General features: G+C 70.8%; 20 protein-coding genes and 1 pseudogene. 16 read left to right on the plus strand and 5 right to left on the minus strand.

What is annotated here, in order from left to right:
- The first annotated feature begins 48 nt into the window (after positions 1-48).
- On the plus strand, positions 49-1,671 hold the full coding sequence (locus F4560_RS20485; RefSeq protein WP_312869387.1) for a DUF885 domain-containing protein: 1,623 nt from the start codon (positions 49-51) through the stop codon (positions 1,669-1,671).
- A 95-nt stretch (positions 1,672-1,766) separates the two neighbouring features.
- Positions 1,767-2,738 carry a quinone oxidoreductase family protein gene (locus tag F4560_RS20490; protein ID WP_184922243.1) on the plus strand — a complete coding sequence of 324 codons (972 nt, stop codon included), beginning with the start codon at positions 1,767-1,769 and terminating at the stop codon, positions 2,736-2,738.
- A gap of 55 nt (positions 2,739-2,793) precedes the next feature.
- On the opposite strand, the gene F4560_RS20495 is transcribed toward F4560_RS20490, so the two are convergent.
- Positions 2,794-3,387, minus strand: a complete 594-nt coding sequence (locus F4560_RS20495; RefSeq protein WP_184922244.1) for an FKBP-type peptidyl-prolyl cis-trans isomerase — start codon at positions 3,385-3,387, stop codon at positions 2,794-2,796.
- Between the two features lie 221 nt (positions 3,388-3,608).
- Between F4560_RS20495 and F4560_RS20500 the strand changes: the two genes are divergently transcribed.
- Genes F4560_RS20500 through F4560_RS20510 form a run of 3 tightly spaced genes read left to right on the plus strand, consistent with a single transcriptional unit; the run spans position 3,609 to position 5,980 of the window.
- Positions 3,609-4,616, plus strand: coding sequence for a hypothetical protein (locus F4560_RS20500; protein WP_184922245.1), 1,008 nt, complete (start codon positions 3,609-3,611; stop codon positions 4,614-4,616).
- 6 nt (positions 4,617-4,622) lie between these two features.
- On the plus strand, positions 4,623-5,270 hold the full coding sequence (locus F4560_RS20505; RefSeq protein ID WP_184922246.1) for a hypothetical protein: 648 nt from the start codon (positions 4,623-4,625) through the stop codon (positions 5,268-5,270).
- Positions 5,271-5,329: 59 nt separating this feature from the next.
- On the plus strand, positions 5,330-5,980 hold the full coding sequence (locus F4560_RS20510) for an HD domain-containing protein (protein ID WP_184922248.1): 651 nt from the start codon (positions 5,330-5,332) through the stop codon (positions 5,978-5,980).
- Between the two features lie 12 nt (positions 5,981-5,992).
- Here F4560_RS20510 and F4560_RS20515 read toward each other — a convergent pair whose 3' ends face one another.
- Both F4560_RS20515 and F4560_RS20520 read right to left on the minus strand, forming a co-directional pair.
- Entirely contained in the window at positions 5,993-6,718 is a 726-nt protein-coding gene (locus tag F4560_RS20515) for a hypothetical protein (RefSeq protein ID WP_184922250.1), read from the minus strand.
- A gap of 56 nt (positions 6,719-6,774) precedes the next feature.
- A complete protein-coding gene (locus F4560_RS20520; RefSeq protein WP_184922251.1) occupies positions 6,775-7,698 on the minus strand; it encodes a heme o synthase in 924 nt (307 codons plus the stop codon).
- Positions 7,699-7,953: 255 nt separating this feature from the next.
- Between F4560_RS20520 and tkt the strand changes: the two genes are divergently transcribed.
- From tkt to F4560_RS20570, 10 genes and pseudogenes are all read left to right on the plus strand, one after another.
- Positions 7,954-10,044 carry a transketolase gene (gene tkt, locus F4560_RS20525; RefSeq protein ID WP_184922252.1) on the plus strand — a complete coding sequence of 697 codons (2,091 nt, stop codon included), beginning with the start codon at positions 7,954-7,956 and terminating at the stop codon, positions 10,042-10,044.
- A gap of 22 nt (positions 10,045-10,066) precedes the next feature.
- Entirely contained in the window at positions 10,067-11,179 is a 1,113-nt protein-coding gene (gene tal / locus F4560_RS20530) for a transaldolase (RefSeq protein ID WP_184922253.1), read from the plus strand.
- A gap of 31 nt (positions 11,180-11,210) precedes the next feature.
- The gene (locus F4560_RS20535; RefSeq protein WP_184922254.1) at positions 11,211-12,827 is read left to right on the plus strand and encodes a phosphoglucose isomerase-related protein; all 1,617 of its coding nucleotides are present in this window, start codon (positions 11,211-11,213) and stop codon (positions 12,825-12,827) included.
- Positions 12,828-12,900: 73 nt separating this feature from the next.
- Positions 12,901-14,442 (plus strand): glucose-6-phosphate dehydrogenase, encoded by a 1,542-nt coding sequence (zwf, locus tag F4560_RS20540; protein ID WP_184922255.1) that lies wholly within the window; start codon positions 12,901-12,903, stop codon positions 14,440-14,442.
- Positions 14,439-15,632 (plus strand): glucose-6-phosphate dehydrogenase assembly protein OpcA, encoded by a 1,194-nt coding sequence (opcA, locus tag F4560_RS20545; protein ID WP_184922256.1) that lies wholly within the window; start codon positions 14,439-14,441, stop codon positions 15,630-15,632. Before zwf ends, opcA begins: the two co-directional genes overlap by 4 nt.
- A complete protein-coding gene (gene pgl / locus F4560_RS20550; protein ID WP_184922257.1) occupies positions 15,629-16,393 on the plus strand; it encodes a 6-phosphogluconolactonase in 765 nt (254 codons plus the stop codon). Before opcA ends, pgl begins: the two co-directional genes overlap by 4 nt.
- Positions 16,394-16,653: 260 nt before the next feature.
- A complete protein-coding gene (locus tag F4560_RS20555; protein ID WP_184922258.1) occupies positions 16,654-17,928 on the plus strand; it encodes a sensor histidine kinase in 1,275 nt (424 codons plus the stop codon).
- A gap of 138 nt (positions 17,929-18,066) precedes the next feature.
- Positions 18,067-18,237 carry a DUF397 domain-containing protein gene (locus tag F4560_RS20560; RefSeq protein ID WP_184922260.1) on the plus strand — a complete coding sequence of 57 codons (171 nt, stop codon included), beginning with the start codon at positions 18,067-18,069 and terminating at the stop codon, positions 18,235-18,237.
- Between the two features lie 159 nt (positions 18,238-18,396).
- A complete protein-coding gene (locus tag F4560_RS20565; protein WP_184922261.1) occupies positions 18,397-18,804 on the plus strand; it encodes a hypothetical protein in 408 nt (135 codons plus the stop codon).
- 64 nt (positions 18,805-18,868) lie between these two features.
- Positions 18,869-19,081 (plus strand): annotated as a pseudogene (locus F4560_RS20570) (Imm1 family immunity protein); the annotation flags it as partial.
- A 49-nt stretch (positions 19,082-19,130) separates the two neighbouring features.
- Here F4560_RS20570 and F4560_RS45685 read toward each other — a convergent pair.
- Both F4560_RS45685 and F4560_RS20580 read right to left on the minus strand, forming a co-directional pair.
- Positions 19,131-20,894: a serine/threonine-protein kinase gene (locus tag F4560_RS45685; protein ID WP_184922262.1), complete on the minus strand. Its 1,764-nt coding sequence runs from the start codon at positions 20,892-20,894 to the stop codon at positions 19,131-19,133.
- Positions 20,891-21,760 (minus strand): hypothetical protein, encoded by an 870-nt coding sequence (locus F4560_RS20580; RefSeq protein ID WP_184922263.1) that lies wholly within the window; start codon positions 21,758-21,760, stop codon positions 20,891-20,893. Before F4560_RS20580 ends, F4560_RS45685 begins: the two co-directional genes overlap by 4 nt.
- A 99-nt stretch (positions 21,761-21,859) precedes the next feature.
- Between F4560_RS20580 and F4560_RS44825 the strand changes: the two genes are divergently transcribed.
- Positions 21,860-22,726 carry a hypothetical protein gene (locus F4560_RS44825; protein ID WP_246477857.1) on the plus strand — a complete coding sequence of 289 codons (867 nt, stop codon included), beginning with the start codon at positions 21,860-21,862 and terminating at the stop codon, positions 22,724-22,726.
- The last annotated feature ends 26 nt before the right edge of the window (positions 22,727-22,752 follow it).

Raw genomic sequence — 22,752 nt, forward strand, 5'->3', positions numbered from 1 at the left:
ATGCGCCGCCGCCCGATCAGCGCGGACGCCGGGGTAGCTTCCGTGGTCGTGACCGGAAACGCATCCCTCGGCCGGCTGGTCGAACAGTTCCTGACCTGGCACTTCGACCGGAACCCGGGCAACGCCGCGATGCTCGGCTCGCTCGCCCACGACCACACCCTCGGTGATTTCTCCGCTACCGCGTTCACCGACTACGAACGCGGCGCAGACGCGTGGCTCGACCGCTTCACCGTGATCGAGACCGACGACCTCCAGGGTTCGGTGGACCGGGACCTCGTCGTCGCCGTGCTCCGCGGCACGCGGGCGAAGGCCACTTGGCCGACGTGGCGGCGCGACCCGTCCCTGTACACCGGCGCGGTGCTGTACCCGTTGTTCAGCGCGTTCCTCAACCGGCTGCGGCCGGAGCCGGAGCTGGTGGCGACGGTGGTGAAGCGGCTGGCGGAGGTCCCGGAGGTGTTGGCCGCGTGCCGGGCGAACCTGGACCCGGAGCTGGCCTCGCCGAAGATCGTGCGACGGGCGGCCGACCAGGCCAGGACGGGCCGGGCGTTCCTCACCGTGACGCTGCCCGCCGAGGTGTCCGACCCGGCGTTGCGCGCGGAGGTGGCGGAGGCCGCCGAACCGGCCGCGCGGGCGTTCGACGAACTGGCGGCGTTCCTGGACGAGTTCGCCGACCGGGCCGCGGGCGACTGGAGGATGGGCGAGGAGCTGTACTCGACGCTGTTGCGGGACCAGGAGGTCCTGGGCTACGGCGCGGCGGAGCTGCACGAGCGCGGCAAGGTCGCCTACGCCGAGCTGGACGCGGAGATGCGCGAGCTGGCCGGGTCGGACGACTGGCACGCGGTGATGGCGTCGTTCCAGGACGACCACCCGCCGACGCCGGAGGCGATGCGCGCCGAGTACGAGGCGGAGACGCGGCGGGCGCGGGCGTTCCTGGTGGAGCACGGGCTGGTGACGTTCGCGGAGGGCGAGGAGTGCCGGGTGGTGCCGTCGCCGACGTTCCAGCGGCCGGTCCTGTCGGTGGCGTCCTACATGTCGCCGCCGCCGCTGACCGACCAGCGGACGGGTCACTTCTTCGTGCCGTTCCCGCCGGACGGGTTCACCGCCGAGCAGACCGCGCAGCGCCTGCGCACCAACTCCCGCGCCCAGCTGGCCACCATCGCGGTGCACGAGGCGTACCCCGGCCACCACTGGCACCTGTCGTGGCTGGCCGCGCAGGACCGTCCGGTGCGCAAGGTGTTCCGCACCCCGTACTTCTCCGAGGGCTGGGCGCTGTACGCGGAGAAGTTGTTGCGGGAGCACGGTTACTTCACCGCCGAGGTCGTCGGGGACGCCGCCAAGGCCCGCGCGCAGGAGCTGGCGCACGTCGAGTCACGGCTGTTCCGCGCGGCACGGATGATCGTGGACACCGCGCTGCACTGCGGCGACATGAGCGTCGCGGAGGCCGAAGAGTTCATGACGACCAAGGCGTCGCTGACCCCCGGCACGGCGGCCGGCGAAGTCAACCGGTACTGCGCGTGGCCGACGCAGGCGCCGTCGTACCTGACCGGCGCGTTGGAGATCGAGCGCATCCGGTCCGAGCACACGGGCTCGCAGCGCGAGTTCCACGACACCATCGCCGGTTCGGGCGCGTTGCCGCTCGGTCTCGCCCGGCGGGTCGTTCTCGGTCGGTGAGACGCGCCGCCGGAGGATGGGCGGGCGTGGAACAGGCGGGCCGTCGAGGCGGTTGGCCTACTGACGTACGGACATCGCTACAGGAGGAACGACACATGCCCAAGGCAGTGGTGGTGCGCGCGACCGGCGGGCCGGACGTGCTGGAGTTCACCGACGTGGAGGCGAAGTCACCCGGCGCGGGCGAGCTGCTGGTGGACGTGGCCGCGGCCGGGGTGAACTTCATCGACTGCTACCACCGCGAGGGCCGCTACCCGCTGCCGACGCCGTTCGGGCTGGGGCTGGAAGGCTCCGGTCGGGTGAGCGCGGTCGGCTCGGACGTGACCGGGTTCGCGGTGGGCGACCGGGTGGCCTGGTCGCAGTCCCTCGGCAGCTACGCGGAACAGGCGGTGGTGCGGGCCGGGGACGCGGTGCCGGTGCCGGACGGCGTGGACGACGACACCGCTGCCGCGTTGCTGCTCCAAGGGCTGACCGCGCACTACCTCGTGGCGTCCACGTACCCGGTGCAGAAGGGCGACACGGTGCTCGTGCACGCCGCCGCCGGTGGTGTGGGGCTGCTGCTCGTGCAGCTGGCGAAGGCGCGCGGCGCGCGGGTGATCGGCACGGTGTCCACGGAGGCCAAGGAGGCGCTGGCCCGGGAGGCGGGCGCGGACGAGGTGATCCGGTACGACCTGACCGACTTCGCGCCCGAGGTGCGGCGGCTGACCGACGGCGTCGGTGTCGCGGCGGTGTACGACGGAGTGGGCGCGACGACGTTCGACGGGAGCCTGGCCAGCTTGAAGCCGCGTGGCGTGCTGGCGCTGTTCGGCGCGTCGAGCGGTGCGGTGCCGCCGGTGGACCCGCAGCGGCTCAACCAGGCGGGGTCGGTGTACCTGACCCGGCCGTCGCTGGGCGCGCACGTGGCGACCCGCGAGGAGTTGGAGTGGCGGGCCGGTGAGCTGTTCGCGGCGATCGCGGACGGTTCGCTGACCGTGCGGATCGGCGGGCGCTACCCGTTGGCCGAGGCACGGCGGGCGCACGAGGACCTGGAAGGCCGCCGCACGACCGGCAAGCTGCTGCTCGTCCCGTGAGCGAACGGGAGGGCGACCCCGATGTGGGGCCGCCCTCCCGGTGGAACGGTCCGGCTCAGCCCTCGACCTTGACCGCGTCCACCACGAAGACCAGCGTCTCGCCGGGCTGGATCTCGCCCCGGCCCTGCGGGTAGCCCTTGTCCGACGGCACGACGAGCAGCCGGCGGCCACCCTCCTTCAGCCCGATCAGGCCCTCGTTCCAGCCCTGGATGACCTGGGCCTGGCCGACGTTCTCGACGGTGAACGGCTGACCGGCGTCCCAGGACGCCTGACGGGTCTGCTGGTCGCGGAACGTCGCCAGGACGTAGTGGATCGTGGCGTTGGAGCCGGCCTTGATCTCCGGGCCGGTGCCCTCGGTGATGTCCTTGACGACCAGCCCGTCCTGCGGCGTGCAGCCGGTCGGGACGGTGATCGTCGGCTTCTCCCCCGGCGCCCCACTCACTTCGTACTGCGCCACCTCGCACGGCGGACCGCTCGGCTCGGGCAGCTCGGCCTGAGTGGTGGTCTCCTGCGCCTCCGGCTGGGCGGCGGTCGCCGACGGAGTGTTGGTGAGAGTGGACGGCCGGTCGCTAGCGGTGCACGCGGTCAGCGCCAGACCGGCGGACAACAGGGATACGAGAGCCAGGGCCGTACGGCCGACAGTACGCATGGTTGCCGAGCTTAGGGTCCATCCCCGAACGCCCCGCCGCAGACCCCACCGGCAGGCCCAACGCGATCACCGTCCGCTGTCGTCGGGCCCCGAATTATTCGGTGAATGTGCCACTAATTGCGGCTTCCGCCGTTGCGTACCCGCGAGTACAGTAACTCCGCGCACTTGATCGGACACCCATTGCATTCGTCCGTTCGAGTGCCCACCAGGGAGGTGACGCTGTGTCCGCGGAGCCGAAGGGCGTCCGCACCACCTTGCTGACGGAATTGTTCTGGACCCGGACCGGTCTGCTCCTGCTGATCCTCGTCGTCACTTCCGGCAGTTGTCTCGCGATTTCCAGCACAATGGATCAAGGCGCCTTCCGCACGTTCCTCACGTCGGTCGGCACCGGCACGTTGATCTCGGCCGTGGTCGGGTTCGGGCAGACGCTGATCACCAGCTCGGCCGCGCAACGTGCGCTGATCACCCCGGTCGTGGAGGAGAGCCGCAAGGCGCTGCGCGACCTCACCGCCGAGTACCGGGCGCTCGACCGCGAGTTCTTCCCCAGCCACGTGTTCGAGCCGACCGCCAAGCCCGACCCGGCGTTCAACCAGGTCATGATGCAGGACCTGGAACGCACCCGGCTCTACGTGTTCCGCGGCTTCGCGGGCCGCTACGCCGCCTGCCGGCTGCTGTTATCCCACACGGAGTGCGAGCTCAAGGCCGTCCTGGCCGATCCCCGGGACGGTGACGCGATCAGCGGACGGGCCCGCTACCTGCTGCGCAACGAAGGCGCGGACGGCGACTACGACTCGATCGTGGCGAAGCTCCGCGAGCAGGTCTACGTCGGTCTGGTGGGCCTGTTCCTGGCCCGTGGCCGGTGCTCGCGGATCGACCTGACGATCGTGTCCGACCCGCCGCTGGACCGACTGGAGCTGTTCGACGACAGCGTGTGGCTCACCCTCTACAGCAACACCAACGCGGGCGTGGTCCGCCTTTACCCGCGCACGGTGCGGTTCACGGAGGGTTCGTTCGTCTACGGGATGGAACGCGCGGAGTTCCTGCGCATCAGCAATTCCAAGGCGGGGCTCCACATCGTCATCACACCGGGAACCAGTCGGGCGGACTTCCTCGCCCTGTTCGAGAAGATCACCGGGGTCGCGCTCACGGAGGACGGGTTCCGGTCGCTCGAAGAGAAGTTCCACCTGTTCCGCAAAGAATTCTCCGCCTTCGCCCAGTTGGGGAGCTGATAAGTCGTGCTGACCGAGTTCACCGGGTTCTCCGCCCTCGCGGAGCTCGCCAGGATCGTCACCGTGGCCGACCCCCCTGTCGTCGACCACTGGGAACACGTCGAGAGGCGGTTCCGGGGGTGGGCGGGTCGACCCGGCCTGCGGGAGAGGCTGCGCGGGCACCTGCGCGCCCTCTCACCGCAGGACGAGATGCGCGTGGTGGCCAGATCCCGTGAGACGACGACGCACTTCGCGTGGTGCCTGCGGGACGAGCCGGCCGAGCCGTTCACGTTCTGGCTGCACGAGTACAAGCCGCAGCGCGACTGGCGGCCCGGCTACGCCGACTCGATCCACAACCACCGCTACCACTTCTGCACCATCATCCTGTCCGGCTCCTACCTGCACGAACGCTTCACCGCGGACGTGGCGGACGACGGTCGGGAGATCCTTTCGACCACCCTGCTGCGCAGCGCCGAAGCCGAGGAGGGCGCCTCGGGGACCATGCTGGCGCACGAGTTCCACCGCATCCCGAAGGCGGCGGACGACACCATCACGTTCCTGGTGAAATCGCGCGCGGTCCGCCCGTGGAGCCTGAGCTACGACCCCGACACCCGGACCAGCCACCGCCACGTGCCGGTCGAGGCCCGGTTGGAGGTCCTGACGAACAACCTGTAACGAGCGCCAAGGATCACCGCGCGCCTTTACCATCGGCCCACCCGGCACGGGAGGGTCCAATGAGCACTGTCACGAGTGGTGTCACGGCGCGGGCGATCTCCGAGGTGGAGCACGAGGTGTGGCGACTGTGCCGCGACCTGGCCGCGAAACTCCAGTTCCACGGCTGGCACCACGTCAGCTTCGTCCGGGACAAGGCCGTCCACTTCGCCCGGCGGAACGGTTCGGACGTCCCGCTGGTCGAGGTGGCCGCACTGGTCCACGACGTCAACTACATGGTCCGACGCAACTCCCTACCAGTGGACGGCCGCCGCCTGAGGCTGGACATCCTGACCCGCGCGGGTGTGCCGGAAGACATCGCGGCCCGGGTCGACGAGATCGTGGAAGAAGCCGAAATGCGCACCCGCCACCGCGACATCTCGCTGGAGGCGCAGGCCCTGTCGGACGCCGACACCCTGTTCAAAGCCCTGCCGGTGACGCCGGTGGTCCTCGCGCCCAAGTACCTCGAAGAGAACGGGATCACGCTCAAAGAGCTGGCGCACAAGATCGTCGGCGAGCAGCGCGACAAGCACGACGCGGGCTACTACTTCTACGACCCGGAGGCGGCGGCCACCTACTCGCGGTGGGTCAGCGCCAACCTGGAGCTGTGGTCGTGCATCGTCGAGTCGCTGGACGACCCGATGGTGAACGACCTGCTGTCCGCGGTGTCCTAGACGGGCCGCGCCCTAAACGGGCCGGGTCTCCCAGACCACCAGGTCGAACTCGAACACGGCCCCGTCCACCATGACCACCACCAGCCCGGCCCACCGCCCCTCGGACGTCTTCACGCACAGCGCGGAGCCGTGCTCCACCTGCTCGAACGCCACGGTGGTCGCCGGGTCGGCGGAGGTCGCGCAACTCCGGTACGACCGCGGTCCGTCCAGGACGACGAGGTGCCCGGCCTGGACGGACCGGTCGAAGGTGAGGTCCGTCCGGGGCGTCGGGAAGGCCGACACCCCGTCGCCCTCGGCGGTGGTGTCGAAGTCGATCGAGGAGCCCGCGTTCAGCCTGACCGTCCCCGTGCGGAACTCGGCCGCGGTCTGCCCGTCCCCGGTCTGCCCGTCCCCGGTCTGCCCGTCCCCGGTCGGCGCGGGCCGGTCGGCGGGACGGAGTTCGAGCAGGCCGAGCACAGCGGCCGTGACCAGGCCGACGACCGTCACGGCGACGGGCAGCACGGCGCCCTTCGCCGTGCGCGGCGGCCGACGTGACCACCGATGGAGCAGGCCGATCCCCACCAGCGTGACGACACCGGCCGCGACCAGCGACAGCGGAACGAGGTCCCGGACACCGCCGAGCACCGACAGGACGAGGGCGGCCACACCGGCCATACCGCCGAACACCTGCCAGCGGTCGACCGTCGACTTGTCGAAGGAACGCCGGTCGGGCGGCGGCCCATCCCCCTGCTCGGACATGGGATCAGGCTAGCCGGCGTGACAACGCACCAAGGGAGAACGCCCGCGATATCGCGTCAGAAGGGCCAGCCGAGGACCGGGAGGCCGATCACGGCGTCCACGGCGAGGCCGCAGAAAACCAACATCAAGTACAGGTTCGACAGGTGGAAGAACTTCATCGTGTTCGTCGACCCGCCACGCCGCACGACCCCGTGCAGCCGGTGCGCGAACACGGCGAACCACAGGCCCGACACGGCGGCCACGGCGACGTAGATCCACGAAGTCACCGGAGCAAGCAGCAGCGTGCACACGACCGTGATCCACGAGTAGATGACGATCTGCCGGGTGACCTGCTGCGCCGTCGCCACCACCGGCAGCATCGGCACGCCCGCCCGCGCGTAGTCCTCCTTGAACTTCATCGCGAGCGCCCACGTGTGCGGCGGCGTCCAGAAGAAGATCACGCCGAACATCACCAGCGCGGGCCACGCAACGGTGCCGGTCACCGCGGACCAGCCGATGATCACCGGCATGCAGCCGGCCATACCGCCCCAGATGATGTTCTGCGACGTCCGGCGCTTGAGCACCAGCGTGTAGACGAAGATGTAGAACAGGATCGTGGCCACGGCGAACACGGCCGACATGAGGTTCGTGGTCAGCCACAGGAACCCGAACGACACGATTCCGAGCACGATGCCGAAGATCAGCGCGTTGCGCGGCGGGATGGTGTCCTTCGCCAACGGCCGGGCGCTCGTCCTCTTCATGATCGAGTCGATGTCGGCGTCGACGTAGCAGTTCAGCGCGTTCGCCGAGCCCGCCGCCAGGGTGCCGCCGGCCAGCGTGCACGCGATCAGCCACAACGGCGGGAGGCCGCGGGCGGCCAGCAGCATCGCCGGGATCGTGGTGATCAGCAGCAGCTCGATCACCCTGGGTTTGGTCAGCGCGACGTAGGCGCCGACGACCTGCCGGGGCGACCGCGCCGGAGCCTCGGTGACGGCACTCATGCGTCGCGCTCCTCGTCAGGTCAGGGATGTGCGCAGATAGTAACGGCGCGTTCCCCGAGCAGCCCGTTCGGGTACTCCCTGAACGCCCTGCCCCTGCCTGTGCGTACACCCACAGAGCGCGAGTAGTACGAGTGTCCGCTCGTCGGACTAGGCTGGCCGCGGACCTTGGGAGCCGCGGATCGGGCCTGACGGGATCGATTAAGTTCACCGCCGGCCGTCACAACCGCCGCCTAGTGAGTTTGGAGCTGGAAGTCAGTGTCCGTCACCGATGACATCGCCCGGTTGACCGAAGCCCGCCTGCCCGAAGACTGGACCGACCTGGACAAGCGCGCGGTCGACACCGCCCGCGTCCTGGCCGCGGACGCCGTGCAGAAGGTTGGCAACGGCCATCCCGGGACCGCCATGAGCCTGGCGCCGCTCGCCTACACGCTGTTCCAGCGTGTGATGCGGCACGACCCCGCCGACGCCGACTGGATCGGCCGCGACCGGTTCGTGCTCAGCGCCGGCCACTCGAGCCTGACGCTCTACGTGCAGCTCTACCTCAACGGCTACGGCCTCGAACTCGACGACCTCAAGGCCTTGCGCACGTGGGGTTCGAAGACGCCGGGCCACCCCGAGGTCGGCCACACGCGGGGCGTCGAGACCACGACCGGCCCGCTGGGCCAGGGCCTGGCGAACGCGGTCGGCATGGCCATGGCCGCCCGCCGCGAGCGCGGCCTGTTCGACCCGGACGCCCCGGTCGGCGCGAGCCCGTTCGACCACCACATCTTCGTGATCGCCTCCGACGGCGACATCGAGGAGGGGGTGACGTCCGAGGCGTCGTCCCTGGCGGGCACCCAGAAGCTGGGCAACCTCACCGTCGTCTACGACGACAACAAGATCTCCATCGAGGACGACACCACGATCGCGCTGTCCGAGGACACCGCGAAGCGGTACGAGTCCTACGGCTGGCACGTGCAAGTCGTCGAGGGCGGCGAGAACGTCGCGGGCCTCCTCGAGGCGCTGGAGAACGCCAAGGCGGAGACCGAGCGCCCGTCGTTCATCCTGCTGCGCACGATCATCGGCTTCCCCGCGCCGAACAAGCAGAACACCGGCGCGGCGCACGGCGCGGCCCTGGGCGCGGACGAGGTCGCCGAGGTCAAGCGCATCCTGGGCTTCGACCCGGAGCTGACGTTCGAGGTCTCCGACGAGGTGCTGGAGCACACCCGCTCGGTGGTCAAGCGCGGCGAGGCGGCCAAGTCCGAGTGGCAGAAGTCGTTCGACGCGTGGGCGCAGGCCAACCCGGAGCGCAAGGCGCTGCTGGACCGCCTGGTCGCGCGCAAGCTGCCGGAGGGCTGGGCGGACGCGCTGCCGTCGTGGGATGCCGACGCCAAGGGCGTGCCGACCCGCAAGGCGTCCGGTCAGGTGCTGGCCGCGCTCGGCCCGGTGCTGCCGGAGCTGTGGGGCGGCTCGGCCGACCTCGCCGAGTCCAACCTGACCACGATCAAGGGCGCTGACTCCTTCGGCCCGGAGGAGATCTCCACGAAGATGTGGTCGGCCAACCCGTACGGCCGCACGCTGCACTTCGGCGTCCGCGAGCACGCGATGGGCTCGATCCTCAACGGCATCGCGCTGCACGGCCCGACCCGCCCGTATGGCGGCACGTTCCTGGTGTTCAGCGACTACATGCGCCCGGCGGTCCGGCTGGCCGCGATCATGCAGGCCGCGGTCACCTACGTCTGGACGCACGACTCCATCGGCCTGGGCGAGGACGGTCCGACGCACCAGCCGATCGAGCACCTCGCGGCGTTGCGCGCCATCCCGGGCCTCACGGTGCTGCGCCCCGGTGACGCGAACGAGACCGCCGCCGCGTGGAAGGCGACCCTGGAGCAGACCGGCCCGGTGGGCCTGGCGCTGACCCGCCAGAACATCCCGGTGCTCGAGGGCACGAAGGAGAAGGCGGCCGAGGGCGTGGCCCGCGGCGGCTACGTGCTCGAAGGCGAGGGTCAGCCCGAGGTGGTGCTGATCGCGACCGGCTCGGAGCTCCAGATGGCGGTCGAGGCCCGGAAGGTCCTGGAGGCCGAGGGCGTCGCCACCCGGGTGGTGTCCATGCCGAGCATCGAGTGGTTCGACGCCCAGGACGAGGCGTACCGCGACGGTGTGCTGCCGCCGACCGTGAAGGCGCGCGTGGTGGTCGAGGCGGGCATCGCCCAGCCGTGGCACCGGTTCGCGGGCGACTCGGGCGAGATCGTGTCCATCGAGCACTTCGGCGCCTCGGCGGACTACCAGACGCTGTTCCGCGAGTTCGGCTTCACGACGGAGAACGTCGTCGCGGCGGCCCGCCGGTCGCTGGCCAGGACCAAGTAGACAGTTCAGGGGAGTTGACGAGATGACCACCAATCCACTGGCCGCGCTCAGCGACGCGGGCGTGTCGATCTGGCTGGACGACCTGTCGCGCGAGCGGCTGAACACCGGCAACCTGGCCGGCCTCATCGCCGACCAGCACGTCGTCGGCGTGACCACCAACCCGACGATCTTCGCCGGCGCCCTGGCCAAGGGCACCGCCTACGACGAGCAGGTCCGCGAGCTGGCCTCGCGCGGCGCCGACACCGACGCGGCGGTCCGCGAGATCACCACGACGGACGTGCGCAACGCGTGCGACGTGTTCCGCGATATCTACAACGCCACCGAGGGCGTCGACGGCCGGGTGTCGATCGAGGTCGACCCGCGGCTGGCGAACGACACCGAGGCCACCGTCGCCGAGGCGCTGGACCTGGCCAAGGCGGTCGACCGGCCGAACCTGCTGGTGAAGATCCCGGCCACGGTCGAGGGCCTGCCCGCGATCACCCGGGTGATCGCGGAGGGCATCAGCGTGAACGTGACGCTGATCTTCTCCGTCGAGCGCTACAAGCACGTGATGGAGGCGTTCGTCGCGGGCCTGGAGCAGGCCAAGGCCAACGGGCACGACCTGCGCGGCATCCACTCCGTGGCGTCGTTCTTCGTGTCCCGTGTGGACAGCGAGATCGACAAGCGGCTGGACGCGCTGGGCACCCCGGCGGCGACGGGGCTGCGCGGCAAGGCCGCCATCGCGAACGCGATCCTGGCCTACGCGGCGTACCAGGACACGTTCACCGGTGAGCGCTGGGAGGCGCTGGCCGCCGCCGGCGCCCGCGCGCAGCGTCCACTGTGGGCGTCCACCGGCGTGAAGGACCCGCAGTACTCCGACACGCGGTACGTGGATCAGCTCGTGGTTGCCAACACGGTCAACACGATGCCGGAGAAGACCCTGCACGCGGCCGCCGATCACGGCAAGATCGAGGGCGACACCGTGACCGGCCGTGCGGCTCAGGCGCAGGAGGTCTTCGACGAGCTGGTCGAGGTCGGCATCGACCTCGACGACGTGTTCGTCGTGCTGGAGACCGAAGGCGTCGACAAGTTCGAGAAGTCGTGGGCCGAACTGCTGGAGACGGTGACCGGACAGTTGAACCAGGCCAAGGGCTGAGGCCGAAGCCAGATCGGGACGGGTACAGAAGATGACCGAGGTGATCTCCGTGGAGATCGTCCGCACACCGAACCAGGACCAGGTCGACACCGTCATCGGTGACCTGGTGCGGGATTCGGCGCCGAGCAAGCTGACCGCGGGGGACGCCACGCTGTGGGGCCCCGAGGCGGAGCCGGAGGCGTCGATCCGGCTGGCGTGGACAACCCTGCACGAGACGTCCCGCCCGCTGGTCGCGGAGATCACCGCGCTGCGCGACGAGCTGCTCGCCGACGGCGTGGACCGCGTGGTCCTCGCCGGCATGGGCGGCTCGTCGCTCGCGCCCGAGGTGATCACCGGCACGGCCGGCGTGCCGCTGGTCGTGCTCGACACCACCGACCCCGGCCAGGTGGCCGAGGCGTTGGCGGGCGATTTGCAGCGCACGGTCCTGGTGGTGTCGTCGAAGTCCGGCGGCACCGTCGAGACCGACAGCCACCGGCGGATCTTCGAGGCGGCGTTCGAGGCGGCCGGCATCGACCCGTCGTCGCGGATCGTCGTGGTGACGGACCCGGGCTCCCCGCTGGAGGCGGCGTCCGCGGAAGCGGGCTACCGCAGGGTGTTCCTGGCCGACCCGCACGTCGGCGGCCGGTACTCGGCGCTGACCGCGTTCGGCCTGGTGCCGTCGGGCCTGGCGGGCGCGGACGTCGGCAAGCTGCTGGACGAGGCGGCCTCGGCCGCGCCGCTGGTGTCGGCCGACTCGCCGGACAACCCGGCGGTCGTGCTGGCCGCCACGTTCGCCGTGGCGCACGCGCACGGCGCGGAGAAGATCGTGTTCGCCGACACCGGGTCCGGCATCGCCGGGCTCGGCGACTGGGCCGAGCAGCTGATCGCCGAGTCGACCGGCAAGAACGGCACCGGCCTGCTGCCGGTGGTGGTCGAGGGTCCGGGCGCGGCCGGTTTCGTGGACGCCCGCACGGACGCCACGACCGTCGCGATCGGACCGGCCACCGGCTCGTCCTCCATCGCGGTGGAGGGCTCGCTCGGCGCGCACTTCCTGCTGTGGGAGTACGCGACCGCGCTCGTGAGCCGCGTGCTGGAGATCAACCCGTTCGACCAGCCGGACGTCGAGGCGGCGAAGAAGGCGTCCCGGTCCTTGTTGGACGCGTCCGCCGCGTCCCCCGTGGACCCGGCCTTCGTGGACGGTCCGATCGAGGTCTACCCCAGCAAGGGCTGGCTGCCGGCGGACGTCAAGACGGTCGCCGAGGCGTTGCAGGCGCTCGTCGCCGCCGCGCCGCAGCACGGCTACCTGTCGGTGCAGGCCTACCTGGACCGGATCGACGACGCCTCGTTCGCCCTTGTTCGCCCCGAGTTGGCGCAGCGTTCGCACCTCCAGACCACCTTCGGGTGGGGGCCGCGCTTCCTGCACTCGACCGGCCAGTACCACAAGGGCGGTCACCAGAACGGCGTGTTCCTCCAGCTGACCGGCGCGTCCGAGGCGCGGCTCGACGTGCCGGGCAGGCCGTACGACCTCAGCACGTTGCAGCTGGCCCAGGCGTTGGGTGACGGTCAGGTGCTCGCCGAGCGGGGTCGTCCGGTGCTCCGCCTGCACCTGACCGACCGCGTCGCCGGGCTCGCGCAGCTCGTCGAGGCAATCCAGGAGGACGGCACGTGACCGAGCTCGCGAGGTCGCCATTCAGCACAGCACAGTGCGGTCATCTGTCCGACGAGCCCTGCGAGGAGGTCCGATGACTGCGCCTACTAAGCGCAACCCACTGCGCGATCCGCGGGACAAGCGGATGCCGCGCATCGCCGGGCCTTCCGGCTTGGTGATCTTCGGCGTGACGGGTGACCTGTCGCGCAAGAAGCTGATGCCCGCGATCTACGACCTGGCCAACCGCGGCCTGCTGCCGCCGGGCTTCGCGCTCGTCGGCTTCGCCCGCCGCGACTGGGCCGACCAGGACTTCATGCAGGTCGTGCACGAAGCCGTCAAGGAGCACGCGCGCACGCCGTTCCGGCAGGGCGTCTGGGACCAGCTCGCCGAGGGCATCCGGTTCGTCCAGGGCACGTTCGACGACGACGTCGCGTTCGACACCCTGGCCACGACGCTCGCCGACCTGGACCGCGACCGCGGCACCGGCGGCAACCACGCGTTCTACCTGTCGGTGCCGCCCAGCGCGTTCACCACCGTGGTCAACCAGCTCAAGCGCGCGGGCCTCGCCACGCCGCCCACCGAGCACCCCGGCCAGTGGCGCCGGGTGGTCATCGAGAAGCCGTTCGGCCACGACCTGGCCAGCGCCAAGCAGCTCAACAAGACGGTGAACGAGGTCTTCCCCGAGGAGTCGGTGTTCCGCATCGACCACTACCTCGGCAAGGAGACGGTGCAGAACATCCTGGCGCTGCGCTTCGCGAACCAGCTCTACGAGCCCATCTGGAACGCCAACTACGTCGACCACGTGCAGATCACCATGGCCGAGGACATCGGTCTCGGCGGTCGCGCGGGCTACTACGACGGCATCGGCGCGGCCCGTGACGTGATCCAGAACCACCTGCTCCAGCTGCTCGCGCTGACCGCGATGGAGGAGCCGGTGTCGTTCCGGCCGAGCGACCTGCGCGCCGAGAAGGTGAAGGTGCTGTCGGCGACGCGCCCGCTGGCGCCGTTCGCCGAGACCACCGCGCGCGGCCAGTACACGGGTGGCTGGCAGGGCGGGCAGAAGGTGCCCGGCCTGCTGGAGGAAGGCGGCTTCGCGCAGGACTCGACCACCGAGACCTACGCGGCCATCACCTGCGAGGTGAACACCCGCCGCTGGGCGGGCGTGCCGTTCTACCTGCGCACCGGCAAGCGGCTCGGCCGCCGCGTCACCGAGGTGGCCGTGGTGTTCAAGCGCGCGCCGCACCTCCCGTTCGACGACACCGCCACCGAGGAGCTGGGGCAGAACGCCCTGGTGGTGCGGGTGCAGCCGGACGAGGGCGTGACCATCAGGTTCGGCTCCAAGGTGCCCGGCAACACCATGGAGGTCCGGGACGTCACGATGGACTTCGGCTACGGCCACGCGTTCACCGAGTCGTCGCCCGAGGCCTACGAGCGGCTGCTGCTCGACGTGCTGCTCGGCGAGCCGTCGCTGTTCCCGAAGAACGACGAGGTCGAGCTGTCCTGGGAGATCCTGGACCCGGTCCTCAGGCACTGGGGCGCCGACGGCGCGCCGGAGAAGTACAAGGCGGGCACGTGGGGGCCGACGTCGGCGAACGACATGCTGGCCCGCACCGGCAGGCACTGGAGGCGTCCGTGATCATCGACCTGCCCTCGACGACCACGTCGCAAGTCAACAGCAAGCTCGTGCGGCTGCGCGAGGAAGGCGGCGCCGTCACCCTCGGGCGAGTGCTGACGCTGGTCATCGTGACCGACGACGGCACCAAGACCGAGGAGGCCATCGACGCGGCGAACGACGCCAGCCGTGAGCACCCGTGCCGGGTGATCGTGGTGGCGCGTGGCGCGCGCAAGGCCGCACCCCGGCTCGACGCGCAGATCCGCGTCGGCGGTGACGCGGGCGCGTCCGAGGTGATCGTGCTGCGGCTGTACGGCGAGCTGGCCAACGAGGGCGCTTCCTGCGTCGTGCCGCTGCTGCTGCCGGACACCCCGGTGGTGGCGTGGTGGCCGAACGAGTCGCCCGCCGTGCCCGCCGAAGACCCGATCGGTCAGCTCGCGCAGCGCCGGATCACCGACGCGGCGGCGGAGAAGAACCCGATCCGGGCGTTGGAGCAGCGGCCAACGTCCTACCGGCCGGGCGACACGGACTTGGCGTGGACGCGGCTGACGCTGTGGCGGGCCATGCTCGCGTCGGCGTTCGACCTGCCGCCGCACGAGAAGGTCACCGACGCCGAGGTGAGCGGGGAGAGCGACTCGCCGTCCACCGACCTGCTGGCCGCGTGGCTGGCGGGGTGCCTGAAGGTGCCGGTGAAGCGCGCGAAGGCCACCCGCGGCGTGGGCATCGTGGACGTGCAGTTGGAGCGGCGGTCCGGTGTGGTGTCGCTGACCCGGCCGGACGGGAAGGTCGGCACGTTGCGGCAGCCCGGCCAGCCGGAGCGGCGGGTCGCCTTGCAGCGCCGCGAGGTGCGGGACTGCCTGGCGGAGGAGCTGCGCCGGCTCGACCCGGACGAGGTGTACGAGGCGGCGTTGCGGTCGTTGGGCAAGGTCGTGCGCGGTAGGCCCGCGCCGAAGGCCGCCGCGGCCCGCAAGTCCGCTTCGAAGCCCGCGTCCAAGCCCGCTTCGAAGCCTGAAGCCAAGCCTGCAGCGAAGACGGACGCCAAGCCTGACGGCAAGGTGGAGGCGGTGTCTTCCGCGAAGCCGTCCGCTCGGGCATCGTCCGGCAAGGCGAAGTCCGGCGGCACGCCCGATGGTCAGGCGAAGTCCGCCGCACCGAAGTCCGCCGCCCAGAAGTCCGCCGCATCCAAGGCGGCCAAGGTCAAGGCGGGCTCGTGAGCCGTCCCGAGGTGGTGGTGCACCGTGACGGCGACCTGCTGGCCGCCGCCACGGCCGCCCGCCTGGTGACCAGCCTGGTCGACGCGCAGACCGCGCGCGGCTCGGCGTCGCTGGTGCTGACCGGTGGGCGGACCGGTATCGCGGTGCTCGAGAACCTGCGCGACACACCGGCCCGGGACGCCGTGGACTGGACCCGCGTCGACCTGTACTGGGGCGACGAGCGGTTCCTGCCCTCCGGGCACCCGGACCGCAACGAGACCCAGGCGCGGGCGGCGTTGCTGGACCACGTGCCGGTGCCGGTGTCGCGGGTGCACGTGATGGAGCCGTCGGACGGCCGGTTCGGCGACGACCCGGACGCCGCCGCCGACGCGTACGCCGAGGTCCTGGCCGCCGCTGTGCGCCCGGACGACCACGGCTCCGTGCCGTCGTTCGACGTGTGCCTGCTCGGTGTCGGGGAGGAGGGCCACGTGGCCTCGATCTTCCCGGACAGCCCCGCCGTGCGTGAGGGCGGGCGCAGCGTCGTCGGGGTGCGCGACTGCCCCAAGCCGCCGCCGACCCGCGTCAGCCTCACCCTCCCCGCGATCCGTGCGGCGCGTGAGGTGTGGCTGATGACGACGGGCACGGCCAAGGCGGACGCCGTCGCCCTGGCCCTGACCGGCACGGCCGAGACCGACCTCCCGGCCGCAGGCGCCCTGGGCCGTCACCGCACCCTGTGGCTGCTCGACCCGACCGCCGCCGCGAAGGCTCCGTCCGTGGCGTGATGCCGAGCTCTGACTCCTTGCCGCTGCCGCCGTCGCCTTCGGGCCCGGCGGCAGCGGCGTCTTCACGAGTGCGGGCCAGGCGGCAGCGGCGGCTTCGCGAGTGATCTGGCGCACTCCCCACCCTCCCCCAGCCACGATGTCCGCTTATCGGACGTTCGCGCTCGCAATTTTGTTGGCTCCCCCGCGTCCCGTCCGGGTAATCAGCGCATCTCGCATGGTGAGCGGGTCGATCGAGCACGTCCGGGGCGGGGAGGCGGGTCATGCCAAGCGTGATGACGGCGCAGTACGGTGAGGACCGGATAGCTGACACAGGAGGTCCGACCCTGGCCGGCGATGCTGTCGAGAGGCTGCCGAGCGGTCGGGTCAACGGCGTTCCGACCGGACGGGTGCGCCGGCCTGCCGTGGTGGAGGCGCTCTCGCGGTGGATCGGCCGGCGCAGGCAGTTGGCGTTCGACGTGGGCGCGGTGGCGATCGCGGCGCTGGACGTGTGGCTGCGGGTCGTGCCCGAGGCGGAGACGTACAACTACGTGCTGTCGGTGATCTCGGTGGCGGCGGTGGCGTTGCGGCGGCGGTTCCCGTTCCTGGTGGTGCTGATCGCCGTGCCGGGGTTCCTGGCCGGGTGGGCGCAGTTGGCGGCGATGATCGCGCTGGGCACGTTGGCGCGGCGGAAGCTGTTGTCGACGCAGACGTACATCGCGGCGGGGTTGGTGTGGCTGAGCAGGTTCTTCCTGTGGCCGCCGGCCGAGTTCCTGGCGTTGGACTGGAAGACGCACGTGCACGACGCGATCTACGGGTGCATCGTGGCGGGGATGCCGATCGCGATCGGGTTGCTGGCGCATGCGCGGGAGGAGCTGTCGGCGCGGATCACGGAGCTGGCGGCGAGTCGTGAGCGGGAACGGATGTTGCACGCGCACGCGGTGCGGGCGGATGAGCGGACCAGGTTGGCGCGGGAGATGCACGACGTGGTGTCGCATCAGGTGAGCTTGATCGCGATGCAGGCGGGTGCGCTGCGGATGGCGGCGGCCGATCCGGATGCGCGGCAGGTGGCGGGGACGATCCGGATGCTGAGCACGCGGACGTTGGACGAGTTGAGGCAGTTGGTGAGCGTGCTCAGGACCACCAGCGGCGACGATTCACCCCAACCTCGCGTCGCGGACCTTCCGGCGCTGGTGAGCAGTGCGGGGATTCCGGCGACGTTGACGGTGCGGGGTTCGGTGGACGACCTGCCGGCGCCGGTGTCCGGTGCGGTGTACCGGACGGTGCAGGAGGCGTTGACGAACGTGCGGAAGCACGCGGGCGGGGCGGTGACGTCGGTGTTGGTGGTGGCGGAGGCCGATGAGCTGCGGGTGGAAGTGCGGAACGAGGCCCCCGACGGGCCGCGCGAGTGTGGGACGTTGCCGAGCGGCGGTCATGGGTTGGTGGGGTTGCGGGAGCGGGCGGCGTTGCTGAACGGCGAGTTCGAAGCCGGCCCGACAGACGGCGGCGGCTTCGCAGTCGAGGTAACGTTCCCCCTGGTCAGGCCCCTGACCACCTGACGTGCTGGCAACACTAATGGGTGATCTTCGAACAGCTATCTCGGAAAACGCTGTTATCTTCAACCTGAAACGTCGGTTGAAACAACGAGGCCGCCCGACCAACCCGGCAGACTGGGAACGGCCGGTCGATCAGGAAGCATGTGCGCCGATCAGTTCCGGCACTGCTCGGCGGACCCGCTACCCGACGGCGGCGTGGCCATGCGCAACAGCACCCTGGGCGACGCCGGCCCGGTCATCCGCTACACGAAGGCCGAGCTGAGGGCGTTCATCCTTGGTGCCCAGGCCGGGGAGGTCGACGACCTGATCTGACCACCAGGCTCCCCGATCGAACGGGCTCTGCCGTCAACGCGCCGGCGCCCCGGTCTGGTCAAGCGGGAAGCTGTCGCGTTCCTGAACGGCTTGGCCCAACGCCCAGGACAGCGTCCGCGATTGTCGGTTGCTGCCTGCACATCGGGAATCGGGGTGGTCGTGGCGTCGCTCGGAGAGGTGGCGGCGTCCGTGTCCGCCGCATGCGACAAGGCGTCGAAGTGCAAGGACGCCCTGGCTGCCGCGCAGGATCTCGCAGAGGCCGCCGAAGCGCTGTTCGCGATGGCGCTGGAGGGCGACACGACCGGCGACAAGGACAAGATCCTGGCCGTCCTCGCCGAGGTCGTCACGGGCGTCAACGACCTGTGGAGGTCCCTGGCCAAGGGCATGGATCACGCGCAGGCTGTCCTGACCCGCCTACGCGGTGATCCGCCGCCATCCCCCGCCACGCCGTCGACCGCACCCCGGCGACCGGTGCCCTCACCGCCCGTGATCAAGGCCGCCCACGACCTGGTCGTCACCGACGGCCAACGATCGACAGCCGTCACGTGGCGACCGTGGGAGCCGTGAGCAACCCGCATTACGTCTTGGCGGTGGTGCTCAAAGGACGCCTCGGCCGCCGAGGCAGGACCGAGGGCTGCTCACCCATACCGACGCCGGCGGGGCGTTCATCACCACCAACGGCGGCACCCGCGACGGCAGCCCGCTTACCTACGACTACATGGGCAATGTCCGGGAGTTCCCGGCCGACGCCGAGGTGCCGCTGGACGACCTCCGCCGCGCCGTGCACGAGTTCGTCATGACCGGCCGCCGGTCGTCCGCTGTGAGGCGGCGTCCCGACAACTGAACGGCGACGGGTTGAACGGTAGGACCGTCCTGTACGACGACTTAGGTCCTTAGCGGAGGGCGGCCCGGCGAGTGGCCACGGCCGTGCACACAGCCGCCGCCACGCCCAGTCCGCCGCACACCAGCGCCGGCCACACGTCAGGCGTGTGGCGCAGCAGCACGGACGGCAGCAGCCACACCGCCACACCGAGCGCGAAGCCCAACGGCGCCGCCACGATCACCGCCCCCGTGCCCGCCTGCCGCCGCCGCAACGACCGCAGGATCGACTCCAGGTACGCGAGCGCGAACAGCAGCAGCACCACGCTCCCCGCGCCCATGATGCTGATCAACGGGTGGGTGTCCGGCTGGAGCGAGTACTCCTGGGACTTGCCGTCGGCCGTCACCGTGGCCACCGCCGCGCCGCCCACGATCCAGCGGGTCGCGCCGGGGAGCTCGAACGTCAACGGCACCGGGACCTCGACCTGTGCCCCGCCCGCACCGCCCGCACCGGTCGAACCGGTCTCACCGGTCTCACCGGTCGAACCGGTCTCACCGCCCGCACCGGTCGCCGGCGCGACCACGGCGGGCACGTCGGCGAGGGTGATGCCGGCAACCGTGAGCGCCAGCCGTGCGGTCGCCGGGTCGCCACCGGCCACCGACACGGTCACCGGCTTGCTGAGGTCGCCCCGCAGTACCTGCAGGTCCCGGTTCGAAATGGTGAAGGGGACGGCGAGCATCAGGACGCCGGCCAAGGCCGCCGCGAGCGTGAACCAGCGGGCGGGTTTGGGGGACGCCAGGACCTGCGCCGCCGGCACCAGCGTCTGCGCACCCAGCTGCACGGGCGGCGTGGCCGGGGAATCGGTCAACGTCGCGCGGACGGGGAGGTTCAGGGTTTCGCGCGGCGCGTGGGAAGTCGCGTGGGAAGTGGTGAGCGGGCGGGTTACCGACGCGGCGACCTGTGGCGACAGGTGGACCGGGGTGCCCAGCCGGAGCAGCCAGTCCGGGCCGAAGAGGGCTGCCGCGGCGGCTGCCAGGTCTACCGCGAACGTCTCCGCGTTGCGGTATCTCGCCTGCGGGTCGCGCTCCAGCCCGCGCATGATCACCCGGGCCAGTGGATCCGGCACCTCGACCAGCTGGCGCGGCTGCTGGTACACGTGCCGCTGGATCATCGCCAACGCCCCGCCACCGCTGTCGAACGGCAGCCGGCCGCTCACCAGCTCGTACAACACCGTCGCGGCGCCGTAGACGTCGGCGGCCGGGCTCAAGGGGTTGCCCAGCGCCTGCTCCGGCGACAGGTAAGCGGGCGTGCCGAGGACCTGGCCGGCGTGCGTCACGAGAGTCGCTCCCTCGCTCACCACCTGCGAGATGCCGAAATCGGCGACCTTCAGCACCCCGCCCGCCGTGAACAGCAGGTTCTTCGGCTTCACGTCCAGGTGCAGCACCCCGGCCTCGTGCGCGGCGTGCAGGCCGGACAGCATCGCCAGGCCATAAGCACACGACGAAGCAGGCGTGACACCTGAAGCGGTGAACTTCGACCACACCGTGCCACCGTCGAGCTTCTCCATCACCAGAAGATGCTCACCGCGATCCTGGACGTAGTCGTACACAGGCACGATGTGCGGGTGGTCGAGCCGCGCCAGCAACCGCGCCTCGTGCGCGAACCGAGCGCTCATCCGCTCGTCCTCCGCCAACACCCCCGGCAGCCGCTTGACCGCCACCGGACGCCCCAACGGCCGGTGCACGCCCGCGTACACGACCCCCATGCCGCCGCGCCCGATCTGCGGGCCGATGTCGTACTGCGGCAACGCCGCGACGACGTTCGCGGAGACCGTCACGCCCCACCGCCGGGCAACGGCCGCGTGATGCGGTGCGTCGAGTCCGGGTCCACGAAAGGCTGGTCCGCATGAGCCTGGTCCGCGTACGGCTGCGTGTAAGGCTCCACGAAAGGCGCGGCCTGAGGCGGGTCGAGCAGCAGGTCGTCGGCGTTCGGGTGCGGCGTCAGGTAGCCGAGGACGAACGCCGCAGCCGCCGCGCCGAGGATGAACGGGATCTCGGCGGCCGGTGACGGCGCCATGATCCGCAGCACTGACAGCGAGATCACCGCGACCAACCCGGTGCCGACGCCGGCCGGCAGGAACCGCATCGCCCGCTGCCACCGGTTCGCCGGCAGCCGACGCCGGGCCAGCGCGAACAACGCCCCCGCCCACGCCAGCACGGTCAACCCGAACACGGCCAACCCGAACACCCCGTACACCGACCACATCGACCCGCGCACGTCACCGGTCGTCCCGATCGACGCGATCACCTCACGGTCGGCGGCCAGCACCTCCAGCTCGGTCGGCAGCAGACCGGTCGCCTGCTCCCCCAGCTGACCGAGGTCGAGCACGAACCCGCGGGTGACGCTCTGCCTGGCCGGCACGTCGAACGGCACCGTCGTGTCGTAGGAGAAGAACGTCAGCGCCAACGCCGTGCCCGACAGCCGGATCGTCTTGACGTGGCGGACGGTGTCCGTTCCGTTGTGGACGGTCACCGAAATGCGGGAGGAGCCGGTCGGGTCGAGCAGCAGCTCGTCGTCGCCCACCGGGGTGCCGTCCACCGTGACGTCGATGGTGACCTCGTCACCATCGGCGGCTGCCGGGCCGACGCCCAGGAAGATCCCGCACAGGAGCAGTAAACCGACGCTGCTCATAATGCGTCTCACAAGGACACCTCGTCGGTGGGAAGCGGACTAGTCCGGGAGTCGGGTATGCGATCGGCAGGAACACTAGCTTTACTCGGTGCCTTGGCGTACGGCGTTACGGTGCTTGTGGCTGCACCGGTATCCGCGCAGCAGCAGGGCGCCGCCACCGCGACCCCGGATTCCGGTCCGGCGGGGAGCACGTTCACGCTCAGCTGGTCCGGTGTGTACCTCGATCCGGACTGCCGTGACTACACCGTAGAGATCTTGTGGGACGGCAGGCAGGTGGTCGGCAGCGGCCGGCACTCGGGGCGCGGCACGGGTTCCGGAACGGCGACCGTGCCGGGAAATGCGGGCGTCGGAGGCCATCGGGTCACGGCCAAGCCGGTGTGCGCGGCGACGTCGAACCCGACGGACAGCTTCACCGTGACGCCGACGCCCATCACGACGACCACCCCGCCGCCGGTCGTCATCACGACCACCGCTCCCCCAGCGCCGACGACCACGACCACCGGGCGCCCGACGGTCACCACGACCACCACGTCGACCACGACCACAACCACCACGACAACGACCACGACGACCACCGGGACGCAGCCGCCGGCGACCACGACCACGCCGTTCGACGGTGATGGCGCGTTGACCCTGGACAAGGACAACATCCAGCCGGGCGACCCGCTGACCGCCACCGGCACGGGCTGTGATCCGGGCGCGCCGGTGCGACTCAGCTCGCTGGGCGAGGACGTCGGCACGGCAAAAGCGGACACCTCGGGCACGTTCAGCACCAAGGTCGAGTTCGCCATGATCCAGCCGGGCCGGCACGTGATCCGGGCCGACTGCGGCGTGGTGCTGGTCGGCAGCGTGGACATCGCCCTGACGAGTTCGACCGGCGGCACCACGTCCACGCTCGTGGTCCTGGTGTTCTTCGTGCTGGTGGGCGCGATCCTGGTCCGACGCCAGTTCTCCGGCCTGTTCACCAAGCGCCGCTAGATTCACCAAGCGCCGCTGAGACCGAA

This window comes from Saccharothrix ecbatanensis (genome assembly GCF_014205015.1).
Lineage (GTDB): Bacteria > Actinomycetota > Actinomycetes > Mycobacteriales > Pseudonocardiaceae > Actinosynnema > Actinosynnema ecbatanense.